The organism is Pseudomonas sp. 05T35 (assembly GCF_056396605.1).
On the sequence record NZ_JBFTLU010000023.1, the window covers coordinates 18,818 to 40,309 of the forward strand.

Here is a 21,492-nt window from a genome sequence, read left to right on the forward strand (position 1 = left end):
TCCGACAAAATTCCACTGCCTGGATGAAGTCTGGAGAGCCCGTGATGACTATAAAATCAAAAAATGCGATCAATCTGAGTGACTCGGCCAAAGTCGATCAGCAATCGGTTCAGCCCTTTACCCGCTCGCAAAAAATTTATGTTCAGGGCTCTCGCCCGGACATCCTCGTGCCGATGCGCGAAATCAGCCTCGACGTGACGCCAACCGATTTCGGCGGTGAGATCAACGCACCGGTTGTGGTCTACGATACTTCGGGTCCATACACCGACCCCAACGTCATCATCGATGTGCGCAAAGGCCTGGGCGACGTGCGTTCGCCGTGGATCGAAGCGCGTAGTGATACCGAGCGTCTGGCCGGCCTGAGCTCGAACTTTGGCCAGGAACGCCTCGCCGATCCGGAGCTGACCAAGCTGCGTTTCGCTCACGTCAACAACCCGCGCCGCGCCAAGCCGGGCGCCAACGTCAGCCAGATGCACTACGCCCGCAAAGGCATCATCACCGCGGAGATGGAATACGTCGCCATCCGCGAAAACATGAAGCTCGAAGTGGCCCGCGCCGCAGGTTTGCTGGATCAGCAGCACGCTGGCCACAGCTTCGGCGCCAGCGTGCCGAAAATCATCACCCCGGAATTCGTCCGTGAAGAAATCGCCCGCGGTCGCGCGATCATCCCGGCGAACATCAACCACACTGAACTGGAACCGATGATCATTGGCCGTAACTTCCTGGTGAAGATCAACGGCAACATCGGCAACAGCGCACTGGGTTCGTCCATCGAAGAAGAAGTGGCGAAACTGACCTGGGGCATTCGCTGGGGCTCGGACACGGTCATGGACCTGTCCACCGGCAAGCACATTCACGAAACCCGTGAGTGGATCATCCGCAATTCGCCAGTGCCGATCGGTACCGTGCCGATCTATCAGGCGCTGGAAAAAGTCGGTGGCGCTGCCGAAGACCTGACCTGGGAGCTGTTCCGTGACACGTTGATCGAGCAGGCCGAACAGGGCGTSGACTACTTCACCATCCACGCSGGCGTGYTGCTGCGCTACGTGCCGATGACCGCCAAACGCGTGACCGGGATCGTTTCCCGTGGCGGTTCGATCATGGCCAAGTGGTGCCTGGCGCACCACAAAGAGAACTTCCTCTACACTCATTTCGAAGACATCTGCGAAATCATGAAGGCCTACGACGTCAGCTTCTCGCTGGGCGATGGCCTGCGTCCGGGCTCGATTGCCGACGCCAACGACGAAGCGCAATTCGGTGAGCTGGAAACCCTCGGCGAGCTGACCAAGATCGCCTGGAAGCACGACGTGCAAACCATGATCGAAGGCCCGGGCCACGTGCCGATGCAGTTGATCAAGGAGAACATGGACAAGCAGCTCGAGTGCTGCGACGAGGCGCCGTTCTACACCCTCGGCCCATTGACTACCGACATCGCACCGGGTTACGACCACATCACCTCGGGCATCGGCGCGGCAATGATCGGCTGGTTCGGTTGCGCCATGCTCTGCTACGTCACGCCGAAGGAGCACTTGGGCCTGCCGAACAAGGATGACGTGAAGACCGGGATCATCACCTACAAGATCGCCGCCCACGCGGCAGACTTGGCCAAAGGACATCCGGGCGCACAGATCCGCGACAATGCCTTGAGCAAGGCGCGTTTCGAATTCCGCTGGGAAGATCAGTTCAACCTCGGCCTGGACCCGGACACCGCGCGTTCGTACCACGATGAAACCCTGCCGAAAGACTCGGCCAAGGTCGCGCATTTCTGCTCGATGTGCGGGCCGAAATTCTGCTCGATGAAAATCACCCAGGAAGTCCGCGAGTATGCGGCCAACCAGCGGATCGAAACCGTCGATGCCGAAGTCGCCCAAGGTCTGGCCGAACAGGCTGAGCGCTTCAAGCAGGAAGGCAGTCAGTTGTACAAGAAGGTTTGATCTGACTTGAGGTTGGCGGTGCCTGCACCGCCGCCATCGCGAGCAGGCTCGCTCCCACATTGGATTTGTGTCGTTCACAAGTCCCCTGTGGGAGCGAGCCTGCTCGCGATGGCGATCAACACAACAACAAATGTTCCTCTGAGATACCCCCCCTTGAGTATTCAACCCAGTACCTATTCTCCCGACCACGCCGTGCCTCTGGCCCAGCGCGTGTTCGGTGCCCGTGATCTGTTCTCCCTGTGGTTCTCCCTCGGCATTGGCCTGATGGTCTTGCAGACCGGGGCCTTGCTGGCACCCGGTTTGGGCTTGTCGGGTTCGTTGCTGGCGATTTTCCTGGGCACGCTGGTCGGCGTTCTGCTGCTGGCGTGCGTCGGGGTGATCGGCAGCGATACCGGCCTGTCGGCCATGGCTGCACTCAAACTGAGCCTCGGTACTCGCGGTGCGAGTCTGCCGGCGCTGTTGAACCTGCTGCAACTGATCGGTTGGGGTTCGTTCGAAATCATCGTCATGCGCGACGCGGCCAGCCTGCTCGGCGCCCGTGCGTTCAGCGACGCTAGCCTGATGGCCAATCCATTGCTCTGGACGCTGGCGTTCGGCGCCTTGGCGACCTTGCTCGCCGTCAGCGGTCCGTTGACGTTTGTCCGTCAGATCCTGCGCAAATGGGGCATCTGGTTGCTGCTGGCAGCGTGCACCTGGCTAACCTGGAACCTCTTCACCAAAGCCGATCTGGCTGCGCTGTGGGTACAGGCCGGTGACGGTTCGATGCCATTCGCCGTGGGTTTTGATATCGCCATCGCGATGCCGCTGTCGTGGCTGCCGCTGATTGCCGACTACTCGCGTTTCGGCAAGCGTGCGAAAAGCGTATTCGGCGGCACGGCGCTGGGCTTCTTCATTGGTAACTTCTGGCTGATGAGCCTGGGCGTTGCCTACACCCTGGCGTTTGCCCCGAGTGGTGAAGTCAACGCCTTGCTGTTGGCGCTGGCCGGTGCCGGCTTGGGCATTCCGCTGTTGCTGATCCTGCTGGACGAGTCAGAAAATGCGTTCGCCGACATTCACTCGGCGGCGGTCTCCAGCGGGATTCTGTTGCGCATGAAAGTCGAACACCTGGCCTTGGCCATTGGTGTGATCTGCACCTTGATCGCGTGCCTGGCGCCATTGGCCCAGTACCAGAACTTCCTGCTGCTGATCGGTTCGGTGTTTGCGCCGCTGTTCGGCGTGGTGCTGGTGGATCACTTCATCCTGCGCAAGCGCAGTGCCCGGATCGCGTCAGCCGCCTTGCGCTGGCCGGCGTTGCTCGCCTGGCTGGGCGGGGTGAGCACCTATCACTTGCTGGCGAATCTGTATCCGGAAGTCGGCGCAACCCTGCCATCGCTGGTACTGGCAGGGCTGCTGCAACTGCTGCTGGGGCGGGTCTTCAGCTACGCTCCGGCACCAGCTCAGGCTTGATCTGACCCTTGAGACGAGCGTAGGGGATGGTCATCTCGATGAGGCCACTCGAATAGGGCGCGATGGTCGCGACGTTGTACTTGAGCACCACCCCGGCGCTGGTCAAGGCCACGTTCGGGGTTTTCTGGAAGGGCCAGGTTTTGACGAAGTCCGGATCCCGATCCAGTTGCGAATTGATCAGCCAGCTATTGTGCGCAACTTGCGCGGTCTTCCAGAACGCCACTTCCTGCCCCGGCAACAGCATGTCGCTCAGGCTCAGCTCTTTTTGCAGCTGGCGCGAGTAGTTGATAAAGCCTCGTCCCGGCGTGCCATTGGCCGCGCCCGTGTCCAGATAGCTGGATACTTCAATGATCACCAGTCCGTCATGCTGCTCACGTACCTTGGCTTGCAAGTAGACGCTGTTGCGATCGCCTGATTCACGCAGGAACTGTTCGCGGAAGGCGTTGAGGGAGGCGGGTAGCGCCGCGCCCGGTGAGGTGCGGGCCATTTGCAGCAGGCGCTGTTCGACGATCCGGTCCAGTTGCGGGTCGGTCGGGAAATGCACCGTGTCGATATTCACCAGCGGACAGTCGGGGCCGTCGCAACCCGGCTTGACCTGCTCGGACGCATCGCGAGTGGATGTCACCTGTGCCCGATAGCTGGGTTGGAACAGGCTTTGGCAGGCGCCGAGCGTGAGGGCAATACAGGCCACGGAGGCGATTTTCAACAGCGACATGGGCGTCCTTCATGAATMAGAGAAAGGCAAAATTCAGGGTCTTCGACTGCCAGCGGCGCGGTCGGTTCGCCACTAAGCTAATTAGAGCCAATTAGAGTTGTTTTCACCCCTTGCCGTCTATCCCGCTGACGGCAAAGAGGCTGCATCAACCGGTGCGGGCGCGTTAGGATGGCGCGAAGCCTGGGGGGGAGCCTCAGACAGATCGACAGTAAACGAGGAATGTTATGACTGATTTTGCCACTGCTACCCCGACCATCGTAGACGTCGTACGCAGTGAAAACTGCTTCAAGGGCTTCTACAAGCTTGAGCGCGTGCATCTGCGCCATGAGCTGTTTGCCGGTGGCATGAGTCGCGAGATCAGCCGCGAGCTGTTCGTTCGCCATGATGCCGTGTGTGTCTTGCCTTACGATCCACAGCGGGACGAAGTGGTATTGATCGAGCAATTTCGCGCCGGCGCATTGGGCAAAGTCGATAATCCGTGGCTGATCGAACTGGTCGCCGGTCTGATCGACCGGGACGAAATACCGGAAGAAGTTGCTCACCGCGAAGCGCAGGAGGAAGCTGGACTTGTATTCACTGCGCTGTGGCCGATGCTCAATTATTTTCCGTCGCCTGGTGGCAGTACCGAATATGTGCACTTGTATCTGGGGCGGTGTAACAGTGCCGGGGCCGGCGGCCTGCATGGGCTGGTGGAGGAAGCAGAAGATATTCGCGTGACGGTCTGGGACTTCGAAGATGCCCTGCAAGCCGTACGTGATGGACGGATTTCCAACGCGGCGAGCATTATTGCCTTGCAATGGCTGGCTTTGAACCGCGTTGAAGTGAGGGGGTTATGGTCGTAAACAAACAGCGCGATCGTTATCGGGTCGACCTTGTGGGGCTGCAAAGCGCCTGCGAGGCCAACTACGCCCGACTGATGCGCCTGTTACCGGAGATGCGCAACCAGCCGGCTGCCCGGCGCATTGCCATGACCCAGGGTGAGCAGATGCTGGGCGTGCTGATGCTGGAAGTGTTGCAGGCGTGTCCGTACACCACGACCCTGCGAGTACGCCAGGAGCACAGTCTGCCATGGCTGCCGGTGCCGCAGTTGGAAGTGCAGGTCTACCACGATGCGCGTATGGCCGAAGTCATCAGTGCCGAACATGCACGGCGCTTTCGCGGCATCTATCCTTATCCGAATGCGTTGATGCACCAGCCGGACGAAAAGGCCCAGCTCAATGTGTTCCTCGGCGAGTGGTTGAGTCATTGCTTGGCCTGCGGGCATGAGTTCGAAGTCGTACGCTAGTTGTGAACTGCGTCTGGTTCACGGGTTTCCTCTTTTCAATTTCCCCCAGCATAATTGCGCCATTCATCCATATCCGTGATCACGCCTTGGGAGAACGCCTTGCCGAGCGTATCCACTCTGACAGCCAACGATGCCGTATTGCTGGTGCAGCTCTCTGACAGCCATCTGTTCGCCGAGGCGGATGGCACGTTGCTGGGCATGAACACCCGCGACAGCCTGCAAAAGGTTATCGAGTTGGTACTGGCGCAACAGCCGCAGATTGACCTGATGATCGCCAGTGGCGACGTGTCCCAGGATGGCACGCTTGAGTCGTATCAGCAGTTTCGCGAGATGACCCGGCAGATCGATGCGCCCGCGCGCTGGATTCCGGGCAACCACGATGAGCCGCAGATCATGGCCCGGGCCGCGGTCCAGAGTCAGTTGCTGGAGCCCATCGTGGACATCGGTAACTGGCGGATCACCTTGCTGGATTCGGCGGTACCGGGTTCGGTGCCAGGGTATTTGCAGGACGATCAACTGCAATTGCTCGTCCGCGCCTTGAGCGAAGCGCCGGAGCGCCATCATCTGGTGTGCTTGCATCATCATCCGGTGTCCATCGGTTGTGCCTGGATGGAACCGATTGGCCTGCGCAACCCGGACGCCTTGTTTGCCGTGCTCGATCGCTTCCCGCAGGTGCGGGCAGTGCTCTGGGGTCATGTGCATCAGGAAATCGATCAGTTGCGCAACGATGTGCGGCTGATCGCTTCGCCATCGACGTGCATCCAGTTCGAGCCTGGTAGTGTGGATTTCAAGGTCGATACCCTGGCGCCGGGTTATCGCTGGTTGCGGTTGCTGCCGGACGGACGGCTGGAAACCGGGGTCGAGCGCGTGACCGGGTTCGATTTCCAGATCGACTACGGTTCCAACGGCTACTGAAATTTTTGTAGCTCAGGAAAACCGGGTCGCGGCCATCGTCGGAACGCCGCCCGGAGCAGGCTCGCTCCCACATTGATCTCGGGTGTTCACAAATGGTGTGCTCACCGCAGATCCACTGTGGGAGCGAGCCTGCTCGCGATGGCGTCCTTAAAGAGGGCCTGATTTCTGTGGATGTCCCCGATCCGCCCGACTCCCTGTAAACTGCGGCATCTTTGCCCGCCTCACAGGGAGCTCGCATGTCTGGTTCGATCCTCTATATCCACGGTTTCAACAGCGCACCCGCGTCGAAAAAGGCCTGTCAGCTGGTCGACGTGATGGATCGTCTGGGTCTGGGCGACCAGTTGCAGGTGCCGGCCTTGCATCACCATCCGCGCGAGGCCATCGGTCAGCTGGAACAGGCGATTGCCAGGCTGGGGCGGCCACTGCTGGTCGGCAGCTCCCTCGGCGGCTACTATGCCACTCACCTTGCCGAGCGCCATGGCCTCAAGGCCCTGTTGATCAACCCTGCCGTCAGCCCGCACCGGATGTTCGACGGATACCTGGGCACGCAGAAAAACCTGTATACCGAAGAGACCTGGGAATTGACCCACGACCACGTGACGGCCCTGGCCGAGCTGGAAGTGCCGGCGCCCCAAGACCCGCAGCGGTTTCAGGTGTGGTTGCAAACCGGGGACGAAACGCTGGACTATCGCCTCGCCCAGCAGTATTACCGAGCCTGTGCCTTGCGTATCCAGGCTGGCGGCGACCATAGTTTCCAAGGATTCGCCGGGCAATTACCGGCTCTGTTGAGTTTTGCCGGCATCGGCGCAGATGTGTACCAGGCGATCGATTTCACAGCACTGTGAACCTTCGCCCCTATTTTCATGAACGACTGACGACGAGACCCCATGGCCACTCCCAGCGCTAGCTCTTATAACGCAGACGCCATCGAAGTCCTCTCGGGCCTCGACCCGGTGCGCAAACGCCCCGGCATGTACACCGACACCAGTCGGCCGAACCACCTTGCCCAGGAAGTCATCGACAACAGTGTCGACGAAGCCTTGGCCGGGCATGCGACATCGGTGCAGGTCATTCTCCACGCCGACCACTCCCTGGAAGTCAGCGATGACGGCCGTGGCATGCCGGTGGACATTCACCCCGAAGAGGGCGTCTCGGGCGTCGAGCTGATCCTCACCAAGCTGCACGCCGGCGGCAAGTTCTCGAACAAGAACTACCAGTTCTCCGGCGGTTTGCACGGGGTGGGTATTTCGGTGGTCAACGCCCTGTCGACCCAGGTCCGGGTGCGCGTCAAACGCGATGGCAACGAGTACCAGATGACCTTCGCCGATGGCTACAAAGCCACCGACCTGGAAATCGTCGGCACCGTTGGCAAGCGCAACACCGGGACCAGCGTGTACTTCTCGCCGGACCCGAAATACTTCGACTCACCGAAATTTTCCATCAGCCGTCTCAAGCACGTACTCAAGGCCAAGGCCGTGTTGTGCCCGGGGCTGCTGGTCAGCTTTGAAGACAAGGCCACCGGCGAAAAAGTCGAATGGCATTACGAAGACGGTCTGCGTTCCTACCTGGTAGACGCGGTCAGTGAATTCGAGCGTCTGCCCGACGAACCCTTCTGCGGCAGCCTGGCCGGTAATAAAGAAGCGGTCGACTGGGCTGTCGATGAAAATGCAGGAACCGCAGTTCTCCGGCCAGACCAAAGAACGACTGTCGTCCCGCGAGGCGGCGGCGTTTGTTTCCGGCGTGGTCAAGGACGCCTTCAGCCTGTGGCTCAACGCGAATCCCGAGTTGGGCCTGCAACTGGCTGAGCTGGCGATCAACAACGCTGGCCGCCGTTTGAAGGCCAGCAAAAAGGTCGAGCGCAAACGCATTACCCAAGGGCCGGCCTTGCCGGGCAAGCTCGCCGATTGCGCCGGGCAGGACCCGATGCGTTCCGAGCTGTTCCTGGTGGAAGGTGATTCCGCCGGCGGTTCGGCCAAGCAAGCGCGGGACAAAGAGTTCCAGGCGATCCTGCCGCTGCGCGGGAAGATTCTGAACACCTGGGAAGTCGACGGCAGCGAAGTGCTGGCCAGCCAGGAAGTGCACAACATTGCCGTGGCCATTGGTGTCGATCCGGGCGCTGCGGACATGAGCCAGCTGCGTTACGGCAAGATCTGCATCCTCGCCGACGCCGACTCCGACGGTCTGCACATCGCGACCTTGCTGTGTGCCTTGTTCGTCCAGCACTTCCGTCCGCTGGTGGATGCCGGCCACGTCTACGTGGCGATGCCGCCGCTGTACCGTATCGACCTCGGCAAAGAGATTTACTACGCCCTCGATGAAGCCGAGCGCGATGGCATTCTCGATCGTTTGGTGGCCGAGAAGAAACGCGGCAAGCCGCAGGTCACCCGATTCAAGGGGCTGGGTGAAATGAACCCGCCGCAACTGCGCGAAACCACCATGGACCCGAACACTCGACGTCTGGTGCAACTGACGCTGGATGATTTCGAAGCCACCTCGGAAATGATGGACATGCTGCTGGCGAAAAAACGCGCCGGCGACCGCAAGTCCTGGCTGGAGTCCAAAGGCAATCTGGCCGAGGTTCTGGGTTGATGCGGAGCGGTTTCGCCCTCGCGTTGCTGCTGTTGGCGTCCGCCGTTGCGGCGGAGCCTGCGCCGGAACTGACGCTGGTTGCCGAGCATGCCGTGGACGGCATGCGCGGCGGTAACCTGTCGGGGCTGGCGCAATGCGGCAAAGACCTGTGGGCGGTTTCCGATCGTGATGATGACCAGATCTACCGGCTCGATAGCAGCGAGCGCGTCTGGCAGGCCGAAACCGTGCGCATCAATGTGCCGCCAGTGCCTGACAGCGGGTTGCCCTGGGGGCTGAAGTCGCGTACCTGGGCGGCATCGTTCGTACGCGGTGGAAACCTCGACTTCGAGGGGATCACCTGCGACAAGGCCGGTAACCGCTACATTGTCAGTGAAGCCCAAGCTGCGGTGCTGCAAGTGCCGGTACAGGGGCCCGCCGCGTGGCTGAGAATTTCACCGATCATGGTTCGCGAAGCGCGAGCCAGTGGCATGTTGCTGCACTTCAACGCGCTGTTCGAAGGGCTGGCGATCAGTCCGCAAGGTGATCAGCTATGGCTGGCGGCCGAGCGCGAGCGGCGTGGTTTGTTGCTGATCAAGCGCCAACAGACCGTCTGGGACTGTGACGGCAGCTGTGTGCTGTTGAGCGAAGCTGGCAAGGAAATGCAGCCCGCGCCATTTCCCAACGCCAAGCCGGTATCCAAGGATTTTGCGGACCTGGCACTGTTCAACGGCAAGCTCTTCACCCTGGAGCGCAACGCTTTTCAAATCTGTCGTCGCGATGCGCTGAGCGCCAAGGTCGAGCGTTGCTGGTCATTTGCGGCTGAAGCCTTGCAGGAACATCGACGTTATTCACAGCCCTACGGTCTGGCCGAAGCCCTGGTGGTCGATGCCGATGGCGCCTGGATCGGCATCGACAACAACAACGGTGCCCGCGCGGACGGCGAAGCCCGGCCGATAGTCTGGCGCTTTGCCGCACCGCAAGGTGGCTGGAGCGCCAAGTTGTGATCGTCCTGAAAACACTTGAATTTACCCAGCGCAGTGGCACCTTGTTGCTGCGCCAGACAACGAACTGATGAGGCCCGCATGAGCGACTCCCTGGATCTCAGCCTGGACGGCGTTGAACGCCGCTCACTGGCCGACTTCACCGAAAATGCCTACCTCAACTACTCCATGTACGTGATCATGGACCGAGCTTTGCCGCACATCGGCGACGGCTTGAAACCTGTGCAGCGGCGTATCATCTACGCCATGAGCGAGTTGGGGCTGGACGCTGACTCCAAGCACAAGAAATCCGCGCGTACGGTCGGTGACGTACTCGGCAAGTTCCACCCACACGGTGACTCCGCGTGCTACGAAGCCATGGTGCTGATGGCCCAGCCGTTCAGCTACCGCTACACGCTGGTGGACGGGCAGGGTAACTGGGGTGCGCCGGACGATCCGAAATCCTTCGCCGCCATGCGTTACACCGAAGCGCGCCTGTCGCGTTATTCCGAAGTGCTGCTCAGCGAACTGGGCCAGGGCACGGCGGATTGGGGCCCGAACTTCGACGGCACCCTCGACGAGCCGCTGGTATTGCCGGCACGTTTGCCGAACATCCTGCTCAACGGCACCACCGGCATCGCCGTGGGGATGGCCACCGACGTTCCGCCGCACAACCTGCGGGAAGTCGCCACGGCTTGCGTGCGTTTGCTCGATGAACCGAAAGCCACGGTCGAGCAGCTCTGTGAGCACATCCAGGGCCCGGATTATCCGACCGAAGCGGAAATCATCACGCCGCGCGCCGACCTGCTGAAAATCTACGAAACCGGTCGCGGTTCGGTGCGCATGCGCGCCGTGTACCACGCTACCGGGTCAACATCAACATCATTGGCCTGGATGGCAAGCCGCAGCTGAAGAACCTGCGGGCGTTGCTGGTGGAATGGCTGGAGTTCCGGGTCCAGACCGTACGCCGCCGCCTGCAATTTCGCCTGGACAAGGTCGAGCGTCGCCTGCACCTGTTGGACGGCTTGCTGATCGCGTACCTCAACCTGGATGAAGTGATCCACATCATCCGTACCGAGGAACACCCGAAAGCCAAGCTGATCGAGCGCTTCGCCCTGAGCGAAATCCAGGCCGATTACATTCTCGATACTCGCCTGCGTCAGTTGGCGCGACTCGAAGAAATGAAGCTGCGCGATGAGCAGGATGAACTGCTCAAGGAACAAGCCAAGCTGCAAGCCTTGCTGGGCAGCGAAGCCAAGCTGAAGAAGCTGGTACGCAGCGAGCTGATCAAAGACGCCGAAACCTATGGCGACGACCGTCGCTCGCCGATTGTCGAGCGTGCCGAAGCCAAAGCGCTGACCGAGCACGATCTGCTGCCGAACGAAAAGGTCACCGTGGTGTTGTCCGAGAAAGGCTGGGTGCGTTCGGCCAAGGGCCACGACATCGACGCCACCGGGCTTTCGTACAAGGCCGGGGACGGCTTCAAGACCGCGGCAGCCGGTCGTTCCAACCAGTTTGCGGTGTTCATCGACTCCACTGGTCGCAGTTATTCGGTGCCGGCGCACACGCTGCCGTCAGCTCGTGGTCAGGGTGAGCCGCTGACGGGGCGTCTGACGCCGCCGCCCGGCGCGACCTTCGAATGCGTGTTGATGCCTGAAGACGATGGGCTGTACGTCATCGCCTCGGACGCCGGTTACGGTTTCGTGGTCAAGGGTGAAGACCTGCAAGCCAAGAACAAGGCTGGCAAKGCGCTGTTGAGCCTGCCGAACAACGCCAAGGTGATTCTGCCGCGTCCGGTCGCTGACCGTGAGCACAACTGGTTGGCCTCGGTGACCACCGAAGGTCGCCTGCTGATTTTCAAAATCAGCGATCTGCCGCAACTGGGCAAGGGCAAAGGCAACAAGATCATCGGTATCTCCGGCGAACGTGTGGCCAGTCGCGAGGAATATGTCACCGACATCGCGGTATTGCCGGAAGGTGCGACCCTGGTATTGCAGGCGGGTAAACGCACGCTGTCGCTTAAAGCCGATGACCTCGAACACTATAAAGGTGAGCGCGGACGCCGTGGCAACAAGCTGCCACGGGGCTTTCAGCGTGTCGATGCACTGTTGGTAGAAACTCTCAATTAAGCGCTCCTGGGGGCTCGATCTACGATTTAACCCGTAGATCGATGCTTTCGCGCTGGAGTCGGAAGCCATATTCACGGATGATATGGCCTTTCAAACGTGGGCGTGGTCCTGCGTTCTTCATATTGGTTGAGTATTTTTCACTGTGGCCGGCCTGTTGGCCGTCACTTGGATGGGATGATGACTGTTCTGCGCCTTCCTCTATTTTTGTTGCTCGCTGGCGTATTTGGCCTGGCGGGTTGCAGCGTTCACCAGCCGGTGTCGCTGTATCAGCTGGACAGCGGAAGTCCGGCTCAGCCTGCGCAAAGCGCGGGCATGGCGGTTTTGTTGGGTCCGGTATCGATTGCCGATTACCTGCAACGTGAAACCCTGCTGCAGCGTCAGCCTGATGGCAGCCTGCAAGCGTCCACCGACGGTCGTTGGGCAGGCAGCCTGTCTTCGGACATCAACCAGCTTTTATTGCGTCAGGTGGCCGGCCATCTGGACAGCCAGCGCGTAGTGCTGGCGCCGGCGACCTTGGGTTTCACCCCGGATGTACAGGTTTTGCTGTCGATCACACGCCTGGATTCGGGTGAGTCGCAACCGGCGATCCTCGATGCCCAGTGGCGTTTGATCGATCGTCGTGGCCAGGTGCGTGACAACCGCATCATTCATCTGCAAGAGCCACACGCCAGTGGTACGGCGGCTCAGGTACAGGCCCAGGGCATATTGCTGCAGCGTTTGGCCGAGCAACTGTCGGTCGCGCTCAAGCCGCTGGCCAATCAGCCGCCGGTTGTCGAAGCACCGCGTAAACCTGCGTCCAAACCAGCGGCGCCGGCAGAACCGGAGAAACCGAAGATCCCGATGGCTTCACCGATTCGCACTGACATGGAAGTGTTCAGGTTCTAAGGTGAATGCCGTACAGACAAAGCCCGCGTTGATGCGGGCTTTGTTGTTTCTGCAGGTTGGGAAACTCTAGCGCTGCTCCCGGCCTCATCGCGAGCAGGCTCGCTCCCACAGTGGATTTGGGAGCGATCTAGATCAAATGTGGGAGCGAGCCTGCTCGCGATGAGGCCGGAACGGCCGGGTTCAGCTCTTGGCGCGCGTCTCATGCATGCGCGCCAGTTGCCGCTCCAGCATCGACGGGTAAGGCTCCATCAACCGTTCGACGCAGCAAGCGCCTTCAGGGCTGGCGATTGGGCGGATCCGCGCACGCTGGCGGATCAGTACGTCGTCGCTGATCTTGCGCTCCACCAGCAGCAGGTTTCGGCTGTGCTGGGACAATGCGAGCGCATCCTGAGCGGTTTCGGTCAGCAGCAGATCAATCTGGCTGAGGCCGAAGAGCCCATCGCCCAAGGTCAGGCCCAGCTGCAATTGCAGGGTGATGCCGCTGTCGGCGACTTCGATCTGCAACTGGTGGCCGAGCGCACGCAGCAACTCACCACAGCAGATGGCGTTGGTCAGGTAGTCGTCGCCGCTGTCTTCACTGTGGAACAGCATCAGCGTGCTGCCATCGTTCAGGGTGTGCAGTTCGCTTTCATACAGCGAAGCCGCCTGGTCCAGGCAGTCGCGATAACGCTCCAGCAGTTCGGTCAGGCGTGCCCGCGGCAAGCGACGCAGTTGATCCTGAGCACCCAGCTGCACCGCCAATACCGCGCTGTGCTGTGGTTGCGCCGGGGCAGCAGGCTTGGGTTGCGGCTTGGCAACCGGCGTAGCGACGGCGGTGTCGCGCAGGTCGGCAAACGGATCTTCTTCGTCMAGTTCGTCTTCTTCAGCGTTGACCACATGCCGTGTCGCCGGTTTCAGGCCAGCCAGCGGAGCACTTTCGTCGAAGCTCGGATCGCGCAGATTACGCACTTCGAAGGTCGGCTCGGCCTCTTCAGTGTCTTCGAAATCGTCGAACTCAGGCTCTGGCTCGGGTTCAGGCTCGACCTTTTCAGGTGCATAACTGCTGTGGAGCTGGCGGGCCAGGTCACCGATTTCGTCCTGGCGCTGAGTCGCCGGAGTGTGTTCGTCAATGTCACGCAGCCACACCCGCAATTGCAGCAGCGGTGTGGAGATGTGCCGACCCAGGCGCAAGCTCAGGGCCAGGGACAACGCCAGCAGGATCGCGCTGAGAATGCCCATGCTTTGCAGGCTGATGGTCATTGGCTGCTGGAACTGCGCCATGTCCAGGCTGATCCGCAGTTGACCGGCGGTCACGTCCTGAAAGGTGATCTTGCTCTCGTACATGCCTTCGGCTTCGCCCAGCAAGCCATGCTTGGGGCGCTGTCCGGCCTCGGCGAGAATCCGGTTGTCCACGCTATAAATAGCCGCGTGAGCCACCAACGGGTTCTTGGTCAGGTTGTTCAGCAACACGTTGAGGCTGAGGATGTCGTTGGACACCAACAGCTCGGTTGCCGACATCGCTGTCTGGGTGGTCAGGCTCTGGCCGAGGGCATCCGCTTGCTCGTGCATGGCCTGTTTGAACTGCAGACCCATCACGCAGGCGTAGATCACCAGGGCCAATGCGACCAGGATCACGTTATGGCTGGCAATGCGCAATGCAATCGGTACACGGCGATGGCGCAGTGCCCGGAAGATCAGCAGAAAGAAGTTATCGGTTTTGACTGGCGTAGGCCGGTTCACTGAGCTCGGCTCTTTTGTCCGTGAAGTTGAGGCGCAGTATAGCGACAGGCCCCAGACCGGCAAAGCGCTCGCTGTGCCCGATGGTCACTGAAAGTGGGTAGAATGCGGTTTTTTTCCACTTGCGGGGGTGCGCCTTGCGCGAAATCGTCCTGATAAACATCACGGGAGTCGACCGTCCGGGTCTGACTGCGGCCATTACCGGTGTACTGGCCCAGGGTGGTGTGAACATTCTCGACATCGGTCAGGCGGTGATCCACGACACGTTGTCGTTCGGCATCCTGGTTGAAATTCCCGACACCAAACAGGGTTCGTCGGTGCTCAAGGACATCCTGTTCAAGGCCTACGAGCTGGGGCAGCAGGTGCGTTTCACGCCGGTCTCCGAAGAGGATTACCAGCAATGGGTCGGCGCCCAAGGCAAGAAACGCCACATTGTGACCTTGCTGACCCGCAAAGTGACGGCCGAGCAGTTGCAGCGCGTGAGCTCGATCACCGCCAAATACGGGCTGAACATCGATCACATCGACCGTCTGTCCGGGCGTATGCCGCTGGACACTCCGGCCGACAAGGGCAAGGGCTGCATTGAGTTTTCCGTGCGCGGCGAAGCGGCCGATCCGCAGGCCCTGCGTGCCGAATTCCTCAGCGTGGCCCAGGAGCTGAACGTCGATATCGCCTTCCAGGAAGATTCGCTGTTCCGCCGCAACCGGCGTCTGGCGGTGTTCGACATGGATTCGACTCTGATCGAGGCCGAAGTCATCGACGAGCTGGCCAAGGCCGCCGGGGTGGGCGAGAAGGTGTCGGAAATTACCGAGCGGGCGATGGCCGGCGAACTGGATTTTCGCGCCAGCTTCAAGGAACGCCTGGCCTTGCTCAAAGGGCTGGACGTCAGCGTGCTGGACTCGATCGGGGCTTCCCTGCGCCTGACCGAAGGTGCTGAAACCTTGTTCGCCGAACTCAAGCGCCTGGGCTACAAGACGGCCATTCTGTCGGGCGGCTTCACTTACTTTGCCAAACAGCTGCAAGCCAAGCTGGGCATCGACTACGTGTTCGCCAATGAACTGGAAGTGGTCGACGGCAAAGTGACCGGCGTGGCTGTCGAGCCGATTGTCGATGCACAGCGCAAAGCCGATTTGCTGCGTGAACTGGCGCACAAGGAAGGCTTGCGTCTGGAGCAGACCATTGCCGTCGGCGATGGTGCCAACGATTTGCCGATGCTGGCGATTGCGGGTCTGGGGGTGGCGTTCCGTGCCAAGCCGCTGGTCAAGCAGTCGGCCAAGCAGGCGATTTCGACCCTGGGTCTGGATGGCGTGCTGTATCTGCTGGGCTTCAGGGACCGCGACGGTCAGCTTTAACACCACGAGGCCTGAGTGAATGCAGGCCTTTGTGGGAGCGAGCCTGCTCGCGATTGTATCGCCGCGGTTTATCAGATAGACCGCGGTGCCTGAATCGCGAGCAGGCTCGCTCCCACATTTCCCACATTGGATCTGTGTGCAGATCAGGCTTTCGGCAAGCCCATGCCTTGGCCCATTTGTACCGGCGAGCCAGCCGCCAGCTCTTCAGCCCACTTCACTTGATTCGGGCCAAACAGCACAACCGCCGTCGAACCCAGCTTGAAGCGACCCAGCTCGGCACCTTTTTCCAGGTGAATCGGCGCGCGGGCAGCTTCGTCGTAGCGGAAGGTTTTCAGTTCGCGCTTGGGCGGCGTTACCAGCCCGGCCCAGACGGTTTCGATCGAAGCAACGATCATCGCACCGACCAATACCACAGCCATTGGCCCGCGCTCGGTGTCGAAGATGCACGCGACGCGTTCGTTACGGGCGAACAGCTCCGGAACGTTTTCCGCGGTGGTCTGGTTGACCGAGAAGATCCGGCCCGGGATGTAGACCATTTCGCGCAGGGTACCGGCCAGCGGCATGTGGACGCGATGGTAGTCTTTGGGCGACAGGTAAATAGTGGCGAAATCACCGCCCATGAACGGCGCCGCGTTTGCCGTATCACCGCCGAGCAATTCCAGCACGCTGAAACTGTGGCCCTTGGCCTGGAACACCCGACCGTGCTCGATTGGGCCGAGCTGACTGACGGCGCCGTCGGCCGGGCTGAGGATTGCGCCCGGGGTCTGGTCCAGCGGGCGTGCGCCGTCTTTCAACGCGCGGGTGAAGAACGCGTTGAAGTGTTCGTAAGCGGTCAGGTCCTCGACCAGCGCTTGCGACATGTCCACCTGATAACGCTTGGCGAACCAGGCGGTGAAGGCGTTCTTGAACCAGCGCACGCGGCATTCGGCAATGCAGCCGGCCAGACGCGACAGCAGGTGATGAGGCAGCAGGTACTGGCTGAGGATAAACAAACGCTTATTCATAACTTTCCTTAAAAAAACTTAAATCTCTACGGGCGTGTCAGGGTGATTGCCCCATTCGCCCCAGGAGCCGGCGTAGCCTTTGACCCGCGGATAACCGAGTGACTTGGCCACCAGATAGGTGAAGCCAGAACGATGGTGGGTCTGGCAGTGGGTAATCACTTCTTTGTCTTTGCTGATCCCGAGCTGTTCGAGGATTTGCGGCATGTCGCTGCGGATGCGCAGGTTACGCGCCTTGTCCATGCCGGCGGTCCATTCGAAATTGACTGCGCCGGGGATGTGTCCGCCCTTGGCGGCGAGGACTTTCTCACCGGAATATTCCAGCGGCCCGCGTGCGTCCCAGATCGCCAGGTCGGCGGCGCCGAGACGGCTTTGCAGGTATTCGCGGGTGGCGGTGGGCTCGTCGTGCAAGGTCAGTGCAACCGGGCCGCCGACAGCCGCGGGAACCTCGGTCGACACCGGCAAGCCTTCTGCCAGCCAGGCCAGCAGACCGCCGTCCACATAGTGGTAGTTGCTGTGGCCAATGACGTCCAGCAGCCAGATGAAACGCCCGGCCCAGCCACCACCTTCGTCGTCGTAGACCACGTAGACCGCGTCCGGGTTATGCCCCAGTTCGCCGAACAGGGCTTCAAGCGCGGCCTGTGACGGCAGCAGACCCGGCGCTGGCGGATGACCCAGTTGAGTCCGTTTGGGGTCGACGAAGCGCGCGCCGGGAATGTGGCCTTCGGCGTAGCGGGCGCTGCTGGTCAGGTCGACCAGAATCAGTTCGCGAGCATCGAGACGGGTGAGCAGGTCGCTCGGCTCGATCACCAGCGACAAGCCAGAGAAGTCAGACATGTGAGGTCTCCAGAGCACAAAGGGGAGGATTGTAGCGCAGGAACTACTGGCCGCGGTTGGTAAAGCTGTGCAGGGCCTTTTCGATGCACTGTGCGGTTTTACCAAAGGCTTGCACGGTGATTTCCGAAAAGGGACCGCCGCCCTGATCCGCCACGACCAGCATGATCACCCGGCCATTGTTGACCAGTGAGCGCAGCAGCAGGTGCTCGCCGCCGAACAGTGCCCGCAGGCTGGCAGGCAGCAAGGCTGAAAACTGTGCGTTGTTGGCTGGCGTCAGCCGCACCTGAGCCTGTTGCGAGAGCAGGCGTTGCAGCACGGTGCTCTGGCTGACCACAAAGTTCAGCGTCGCGGCTTCTTTAGGCAGGCCGTGAATCTGGTGCACGCGCAATTGGCTGTGCGTGCGATCAGCCATCAGAATCATCACCCGACGCATGCCGCAGGCAGCCAGCGCATCCCGTGCGGAGGTGGTCAGGTGCATGGCGTTGGTAAAGCGGCTCGGCTCCGCCAGCAGTTCTGCGCATTGCTTGCGCCACTTGGTCAGGTCTTCGGCGGTGGGGGCGGGCGCCGGAAGCTGGCCGCGATGAAGACGCCGCTCGTCCCACGGCCAGAGCAATGCTCCGGCGGGATGCCAAAGGTCCGGCATGGCGTGGTTACGGGCGCTGAGTGCCGCTTGCTGGTGCAGTTGCTGCTGGACCTCGTCCATCGGCATTTGCAGGTAGAGGCTGGTCAGAAACTGCCAGCGCAGGCAGTGAGGGCTGCTCCAGGCTTGCTGCGCCGATAACGCCAGACCGTTGGCCAGCAATACCGTGTTGGCGGGTTGATTGAGCCAGCGGCGCAGGGTCGGGTCGTCATCAAGTCGGTTTTGCTGGCGCAACGGGTGATCGGCATCGCGGGCGATATGCACGACTTTCGCCAGTTCGCGTTGCTCATCCAGCAGCAATCGATAGCCTTGTCCTACCCAGATTGGCAGACGCCAGACGTCCACCAGTGCCTGGCCGAGTTCCAGCAGGCGTACGCCGAACAGTTCTTTTTCGACCTTGCCTGCTGGCTCATGCTTGTGCAGGACCCGCAGTTCCCAGTCTTCCAGCAACTGCGGGAAGGTCAGGGCCAGTGGCCAGAACGGCGAGAGGAACAGCAGGCTACCCCAGTGGATGTCCTGCCAGAGCCGCGCCAGGCGACTGGCAAAAAAACCGTTGGCCTGTTGGGTCGCGTGCAGGCTTATCAATTGGAGTTGGCGCAGGGCCGGCGGGATTTCGTTCTCGGGCAGGGCGGGCAGGCGCGCGAGCAGTTCTTCGGTGCGCTTGAGACCGAGGCGATTGATCGCCACTTCCAGGTTCTCGCTGGGCTCGCTCATACTGCCGAGGGTGTGGCGATTGGCTTCGCGGATGACGCTGAGGGCCAGGGCCGGGCTGCCCTGCATCAGTTCGGCAATATCGCGCAACGAGCTGCGATTGTCGGCGATTGCCTTGCAGACGCGATCATGGCTGGCTCGCGGCACGGGCAAGGTCACGCCGTCGAGCAGCTTGACCCAGCTTTCGAGTGTGGTCGGTCTGGCAGTTGGAACGGTCGTTTCATTAGCCATGGTTGGGCGCGATCATCGTCTGCATTAAACACGCCCGGAGTGGGCCAAATTAGCTTTTCGCCTTAACTGGCTATAGTCTGGCGCAGTTTTGCCGATAAGTAGAAGAAGAGATTTTTTAACTTCCGAATATGACCTTGAACCCGACTTAAGTAAGTACCTTCTACCTATGGCTAAAATTATCGGCATCATCGTCGTATTCGCGAGCGTGCTCGGCGGATACGTGCTTTCCCACGGCAAGATTGCCGCCCTGATTCAGCCTTTCGAGGTGATGATCATCGGCGGTGCGGCGCTGGGTGCATTCCTTCAGGCCAACCCCGGCCACATGACGAAACACGTGCTCAAGAAATCCTTGGGCATGTTCAGTTCGCGTTTCAATCACACCTTCTACCTGGAGGTGYTGGGCCTGATCTACGAGATCCTCAACAAGAGCCGTCGCGAAGGCATGATGGCCATTGAGGGCGATATCGAAGACGCTGCTGCCAGCCCGATTTTTGCCAAGTACCCGGCGGTTCTCAAAGATGACCGCATGACCGCGTTCATCTGCGATTACTTGCGCATCATGTCGTCCGGCAACATGGCGCCGCATGAGCTTGAGGGTCTGTTCGACATGGAGCTGTTCAGCCTCAAGGAGGACCTCGAACACCCCTCCCACGCGGTCAACGGTATCGCCGATGCCATGCCCGGCTTCGGTATCGTTGCGGCGGTACTGGGTATCGTGGTGACCATGGCCTCGCTGGGTGAGGGCGATCAGAAGTCCATCGGTCTGCACGTAGGTGCCGCGCTGGTCGGTACCTTCTTCGGTATTCTCGCGGCCTACGGTTTCTTCGGTCCGCTGGCGCACTCCCTGGCTCACGATGCCAAGGAAGAGCTGAACATCTACGAAGCCATCAAGGCTTCGCTGGTGGCTTCGGCTTCTGGCATGCCGCCATCGCTGGCGGTGGAGTTCGGGCGCAAGGTTCTGTACCCGGCACACCGTCCGAGCTTCGCTGAGCTGGAACAAGCGGTTCGCGGTCGTTAAGTCATGGAGAATAATCAGCCGATAATCATCAAGCGCGTCAAGCGCTACGCCGGCGGGCATCACGGGGGCGCGTGGAAAATCGCCTTCGCTGACTTCGCGACGGCGATGATGGCGTTCTTCCTGGTGTTGTGGCTGTTATCCACCGCCACGCCAGAACAGAAGATCGCCATCGCCGGTTACTTCAAGGACCCGATCGGCTTCTCTGAAAGCGGTACGCCGTTCATTATCGACCTAGGCGGCACGCCGGTGCTGGCGCCGGAGAAAACCCTCAATCCCGAGGTCAAGTCCCAGCCGCAACCGGACAAGGTCACCGTCGATACCGAGCAGGTTGAAGGCATGGCCGAACAGGTCGAGCACGAGCGTCTGGAGCTGTTGCTGCAAGAGTTGCAGAACAAGGTCGAAGAGAACCCGCAACTGCAGAAGTTCAAGGATCAGATTCTTTTCGAAATCACCCCGGATGGTTTGCGCATCCAGATCATCGACTCCGAAAACCGGCCGATGTTCGACTCCGGCAGTGCACGCTTGAAGCCGTACTTCGAAGACATTCTGCTGGCCATGGCCGACACCATCAAAGCGGTGCCGAACAAGATCAGCATCGGTGGCCACACCGACGCCAAGCCTTATGCGGGCACCGGTGAATTCGGCAACTGGGAGCTTTCGGCCAACCGTGCCAACGCCGCTCGCCGGGCGCTGGTCGCAGGCAGCTATCCGGAACAGCAAGTGGCGCGAGTGGTGGGTTACGCTTCGTCGACGTTGTTCGATCGTAAAAATCCGCTCAATCCGGTCAACCGCCGCATCGACATCGTCGTGCTGACCAAGAAGGCCCAGCGCGCCATCGAGGGTGAGCAAGGCGCGGAACCGACACCAGCACCAGGGCAGGGCGCTCCGGGTGAAGTGCCTGCCGTACCTGCCGATCCGAATGCCTTGCCGGCGGACAAGGAACCCCTGCCGGCACATGAGCTTCGGGAACGCTTGAACCTGTTCGACAACCCGGCGCCGAAAGCCGGCGACCCGGCCAAACCGGCCGGGCCTCCCAAGCAGTGACCCAATAAAAAGCCGCGATAATCGCGGCTTTTTATTGTCTGTCGATGCGCCAGTGGGCGGTCAGCAACCTTCAGTGTCGGGGGCT

Annotated in this window: 16 protein-coding genes and 2 pseudogenes; 13 read left to right on the forward strand and 5 right to left on the reverse strand. The window is 60.7% G+C overall.

Features of this window, described 5'->3' with window-relative positions; translation table 11 throughout:
- Positions 1-44: 44 nt before the first annotated feature.
- Together thiC and cytX are read left to right on the forward strand one after the other, a co-directional pair.
- On the forward strand, positions 45-1,934 hold the full coding sequence (gene thiC / locus AC1DH9_RS03455; protein ID WP_427544009.1) for a phosphomethylpyrimidine synthase ThiC: 1,890 nt from the start codon (positions 45-47) through the stop codon (positions 1,932-1,934).
- 153 nt (positions 1,935-2,087) lie between these two features.
- Positions 2,088-3,380 carry a putative hydroxymethylpyrimidine transporter CytX gene (gene cytX / locus AC1DH9_RS03460; RefSeq protein WP_427544006.1) on the forward strand — a complete coding sequence of 431 codons (1,293 nt, stop codon included), beginning with the start codon at positions 2,088-2,090 and terminating at the stop codon, positions 3,378-3,380.
- On the opposite strand, the gene AC1DH9_RS03465 is transcribed toward cytX, so the two are convergent.
- The gene (locus AC1DH9_RS03465; RefSeq protein ID WP_427544003.1) at positions 3,349-4,095 is read right to left on the reverse strand and encodes an RsiV family protein; all 747 of its coding nucleotides are present in this window, start codon (positions 4,093-4,095) and stop codon (positions 3,349-3,351) included. The genes cytX and AC1DH9_RS03465 overlap by 32 nt on opposite strands.
- Before the next feature lie 224 nt (positions 4,096-4,319).
- Between AC1DH9_RS03465 and AC1DH9_RS03470 the strand changes: the two genes are divergently transcribed.
- The 8 genes and pseudogenes from AC1DH9_RS03470 to AC1DH9_RS03505 all read left to right on the forward strand — a co-directional run bounded on the left by AC1DH9_RS03470 (position 4,320) and on the right by AC1DH9_RS03505 (position 12,857).
- Entirely contained in the window at positions 4,320-4,937 is a 618-nt protein-coding gene (locus AC1DH9_RS03470; protein WP_427544000.1) for an NUDIX domain-containing protein, read from the forward strand.
- The gene (locus tag AC1DH9_RS03475; RefSeq protein WP_019691483.1) at positions 4,928-5,380 is read left to right on the forward strand and encodes a DUF1249 domain-containing protein; all 453 of its coding nucleotides are present in this window, start codon (positions 4,928-4,930) and stop codon (positions 5,378-5,380) included. Before AC1DH9_RS03470 ends, AC1DH9_RS03475 begins: the two co-directional genes overlap by 10 nt.
- Before the next feature lie 99 nt (positions 5,381-5,479).
- Positions 5,480-6,295 (forward strand): 3',5'-cyclic-AMP phosphodiesterase, encoded by an 816-nt coding sequence (cpdA, locus tag AC1DH9_RS03480; protein WP_427543997.1) that lies wholly within the window; start codon positions 5,480-5,482, stop codon positions 6,293-6,295.
- Positions 6,296-6,531: 236 nt separating this feature from the next.
- The gene (locus AC1DH9_RS03485) at positions 6,532-7,140 is read left to right on the forward strand and encodes a YqiA/YcfP family alpha/beta fold hydrolase (protein WP_427543994.1); all 609 of its coding nucleotides are present in this window, start codon (positions 6,532-6,534) and stop codon (positions 7,138-7,140) included.
- Between the two features lie 42 nt (positions 7,141-7,182).
- A pseudogene (locus tag AC1DH9_RS03490) lies at positions 7,183-8,884 on the forward strand (DNA topoisomerase IV subunit B).
- On the forward strand, positions 8,884-9,867 hold the full coding sequence (locus AC1DH9_RS03495) for an esterase-like activity of phytase family protein (protein WP_427543988.1): 984 nt from the start codon (positions 8,884-8,886) through the stop codon (positions 9,865-9,867). The pseudogene AC1DH9_RS03490 and the gene AC1DH9_RS03495 overlap by 1 nt, the downstream one beginning before the upstream one ends.
- A 78-nt stretch (positions 9,868-9,945) precedes the next feature.
- Positions 9,946-11,972 (forward strand): annotated as a pseudogene (locus tag AC1DH9_RS03500) (DNA topoisomerase IV subunit A).
- Between the two features lie 177 nt (positions 11,973-12,149).
- Positions 12,150-12,857, forward strand: a complete 708-nt coding sequence (locus AC1DH9_RS03505) for a PqiC family protein (protein WP_427543982.1) — start codon at positions 12,150-12,152, stop codon at positions 12,855-12,857.
- A 180-nt stretch (positions 12,858-13,037) separates the two neighbouring features.
- Here the strand turns inward: AC1DH9_RS03505 and AC1DH9_RS03510 are convergent, their stop codons facing one another.
- Positions 13,038-14,576 carry an AhpA/YtjB family protein gene (locus tag AC1DH9_RS03510; RefSeq protein WP_427543979.1) on the reverse strand — a complete coding sequence of 513 codons (1,539 nt, stop codon included), beginning with the start codon at positions 14,574-14,576 and terminating at the stop codon, positions 13,038-13,040.
- A 134-nt stretch (positions 14,577-14,710) separates the two neighbouring features.
- On the opposite strand from AC1DH9_RS03510, the gene serB reads away from it, so the two are divergent.
- Positions 14,711-15,925, forward strand: a complete 1,215-nt coding sequence (serB, locus tag AC1DH9_RS03515; RefSeq protein WP_427543976.1) for a phosphoserine phosphatase SerB — start codon at positions 14,711-14,713, stop codon at positions 15,923-15,925.
- Between the two features lie 143 nt (positions 15,926-16,068).
- On the opposite strand, the gene asd is transcribed toward serB, so the two are convergent.
- Genes asd through AC1DH9_RS03530 form a run of 3 tightly spaced genes read right to left on the reverse strand, consistent with a single transcriptional unit; the run spans position 16,069 to position 19,345 of the window.
- A complete protein-coding gene (asd, locus tag AC1DH9_RS03520) occupies positions 16,069-16,929 on the reverse strand; it encodes an archaetidylserine decarboxylase (protein WP_427543973.1) in 861 nt (286 codons plus the stop codon).
- An 18-nt stretch (positions 16,930-16,947) separates the two neighbouring features.
- Positions 16,948-17,763 carry a thiosulfate sulfurtransferase gene (rhdA, locus tag AC1DH9_RS03525; RefSeq protein WP_427543970.1) on the reverse strand — a complete coding sequence of 272 codons (816 nt, stop codon included), beginning with the start codon at positions 17,761-17,763 and terminating at the stop codon, positions 16,948-16,950.
- A gap of 43 nt (positions 17,764-17,806) precedes the next feature.
- Positions 17,807-19,345: an HDOD domain-containing protein gene (locus tag AC1DH9_RS03530; protein ID WP_427543967.1), complete on the reverse strand. Its 1,539-nt coding sequence runs from the start codon at positions 19,343-19,345 to the stop codon at positions 17,807-17,809.
- A 166-nt stretch (positions 19,346-19,511) separates the two neighbouring features.
- Between AC1DH9_RS03530 and motA the strand changes: the two genes are divergently transcribed.
- Complete coding sequence (motA, locus tag AC1DH9_RS03535) at positions 19,512-20,363, forward strand: flagellar motor stator protein MotA (protein ID WP_427534273.1); 852 nt, start codon at positions 19,512-19,514, stop codon at positions 20,361-20,363.
- A gap of 3 nt (positions 20,364-20,366) precedes the next feature.
- Entirely contained in the window at positions 20,367-21,407 is a 1,041-nt protein-coding gene (motB, locus tag AC1DH9_RS03540) for a flagellar motor protein MotB (RefSeq protein ID WP_427543964.1), read from the forward strand.
- The last annotated feature ends 85 nt before the right edge of the window (positions 21,408-21,492 follow it).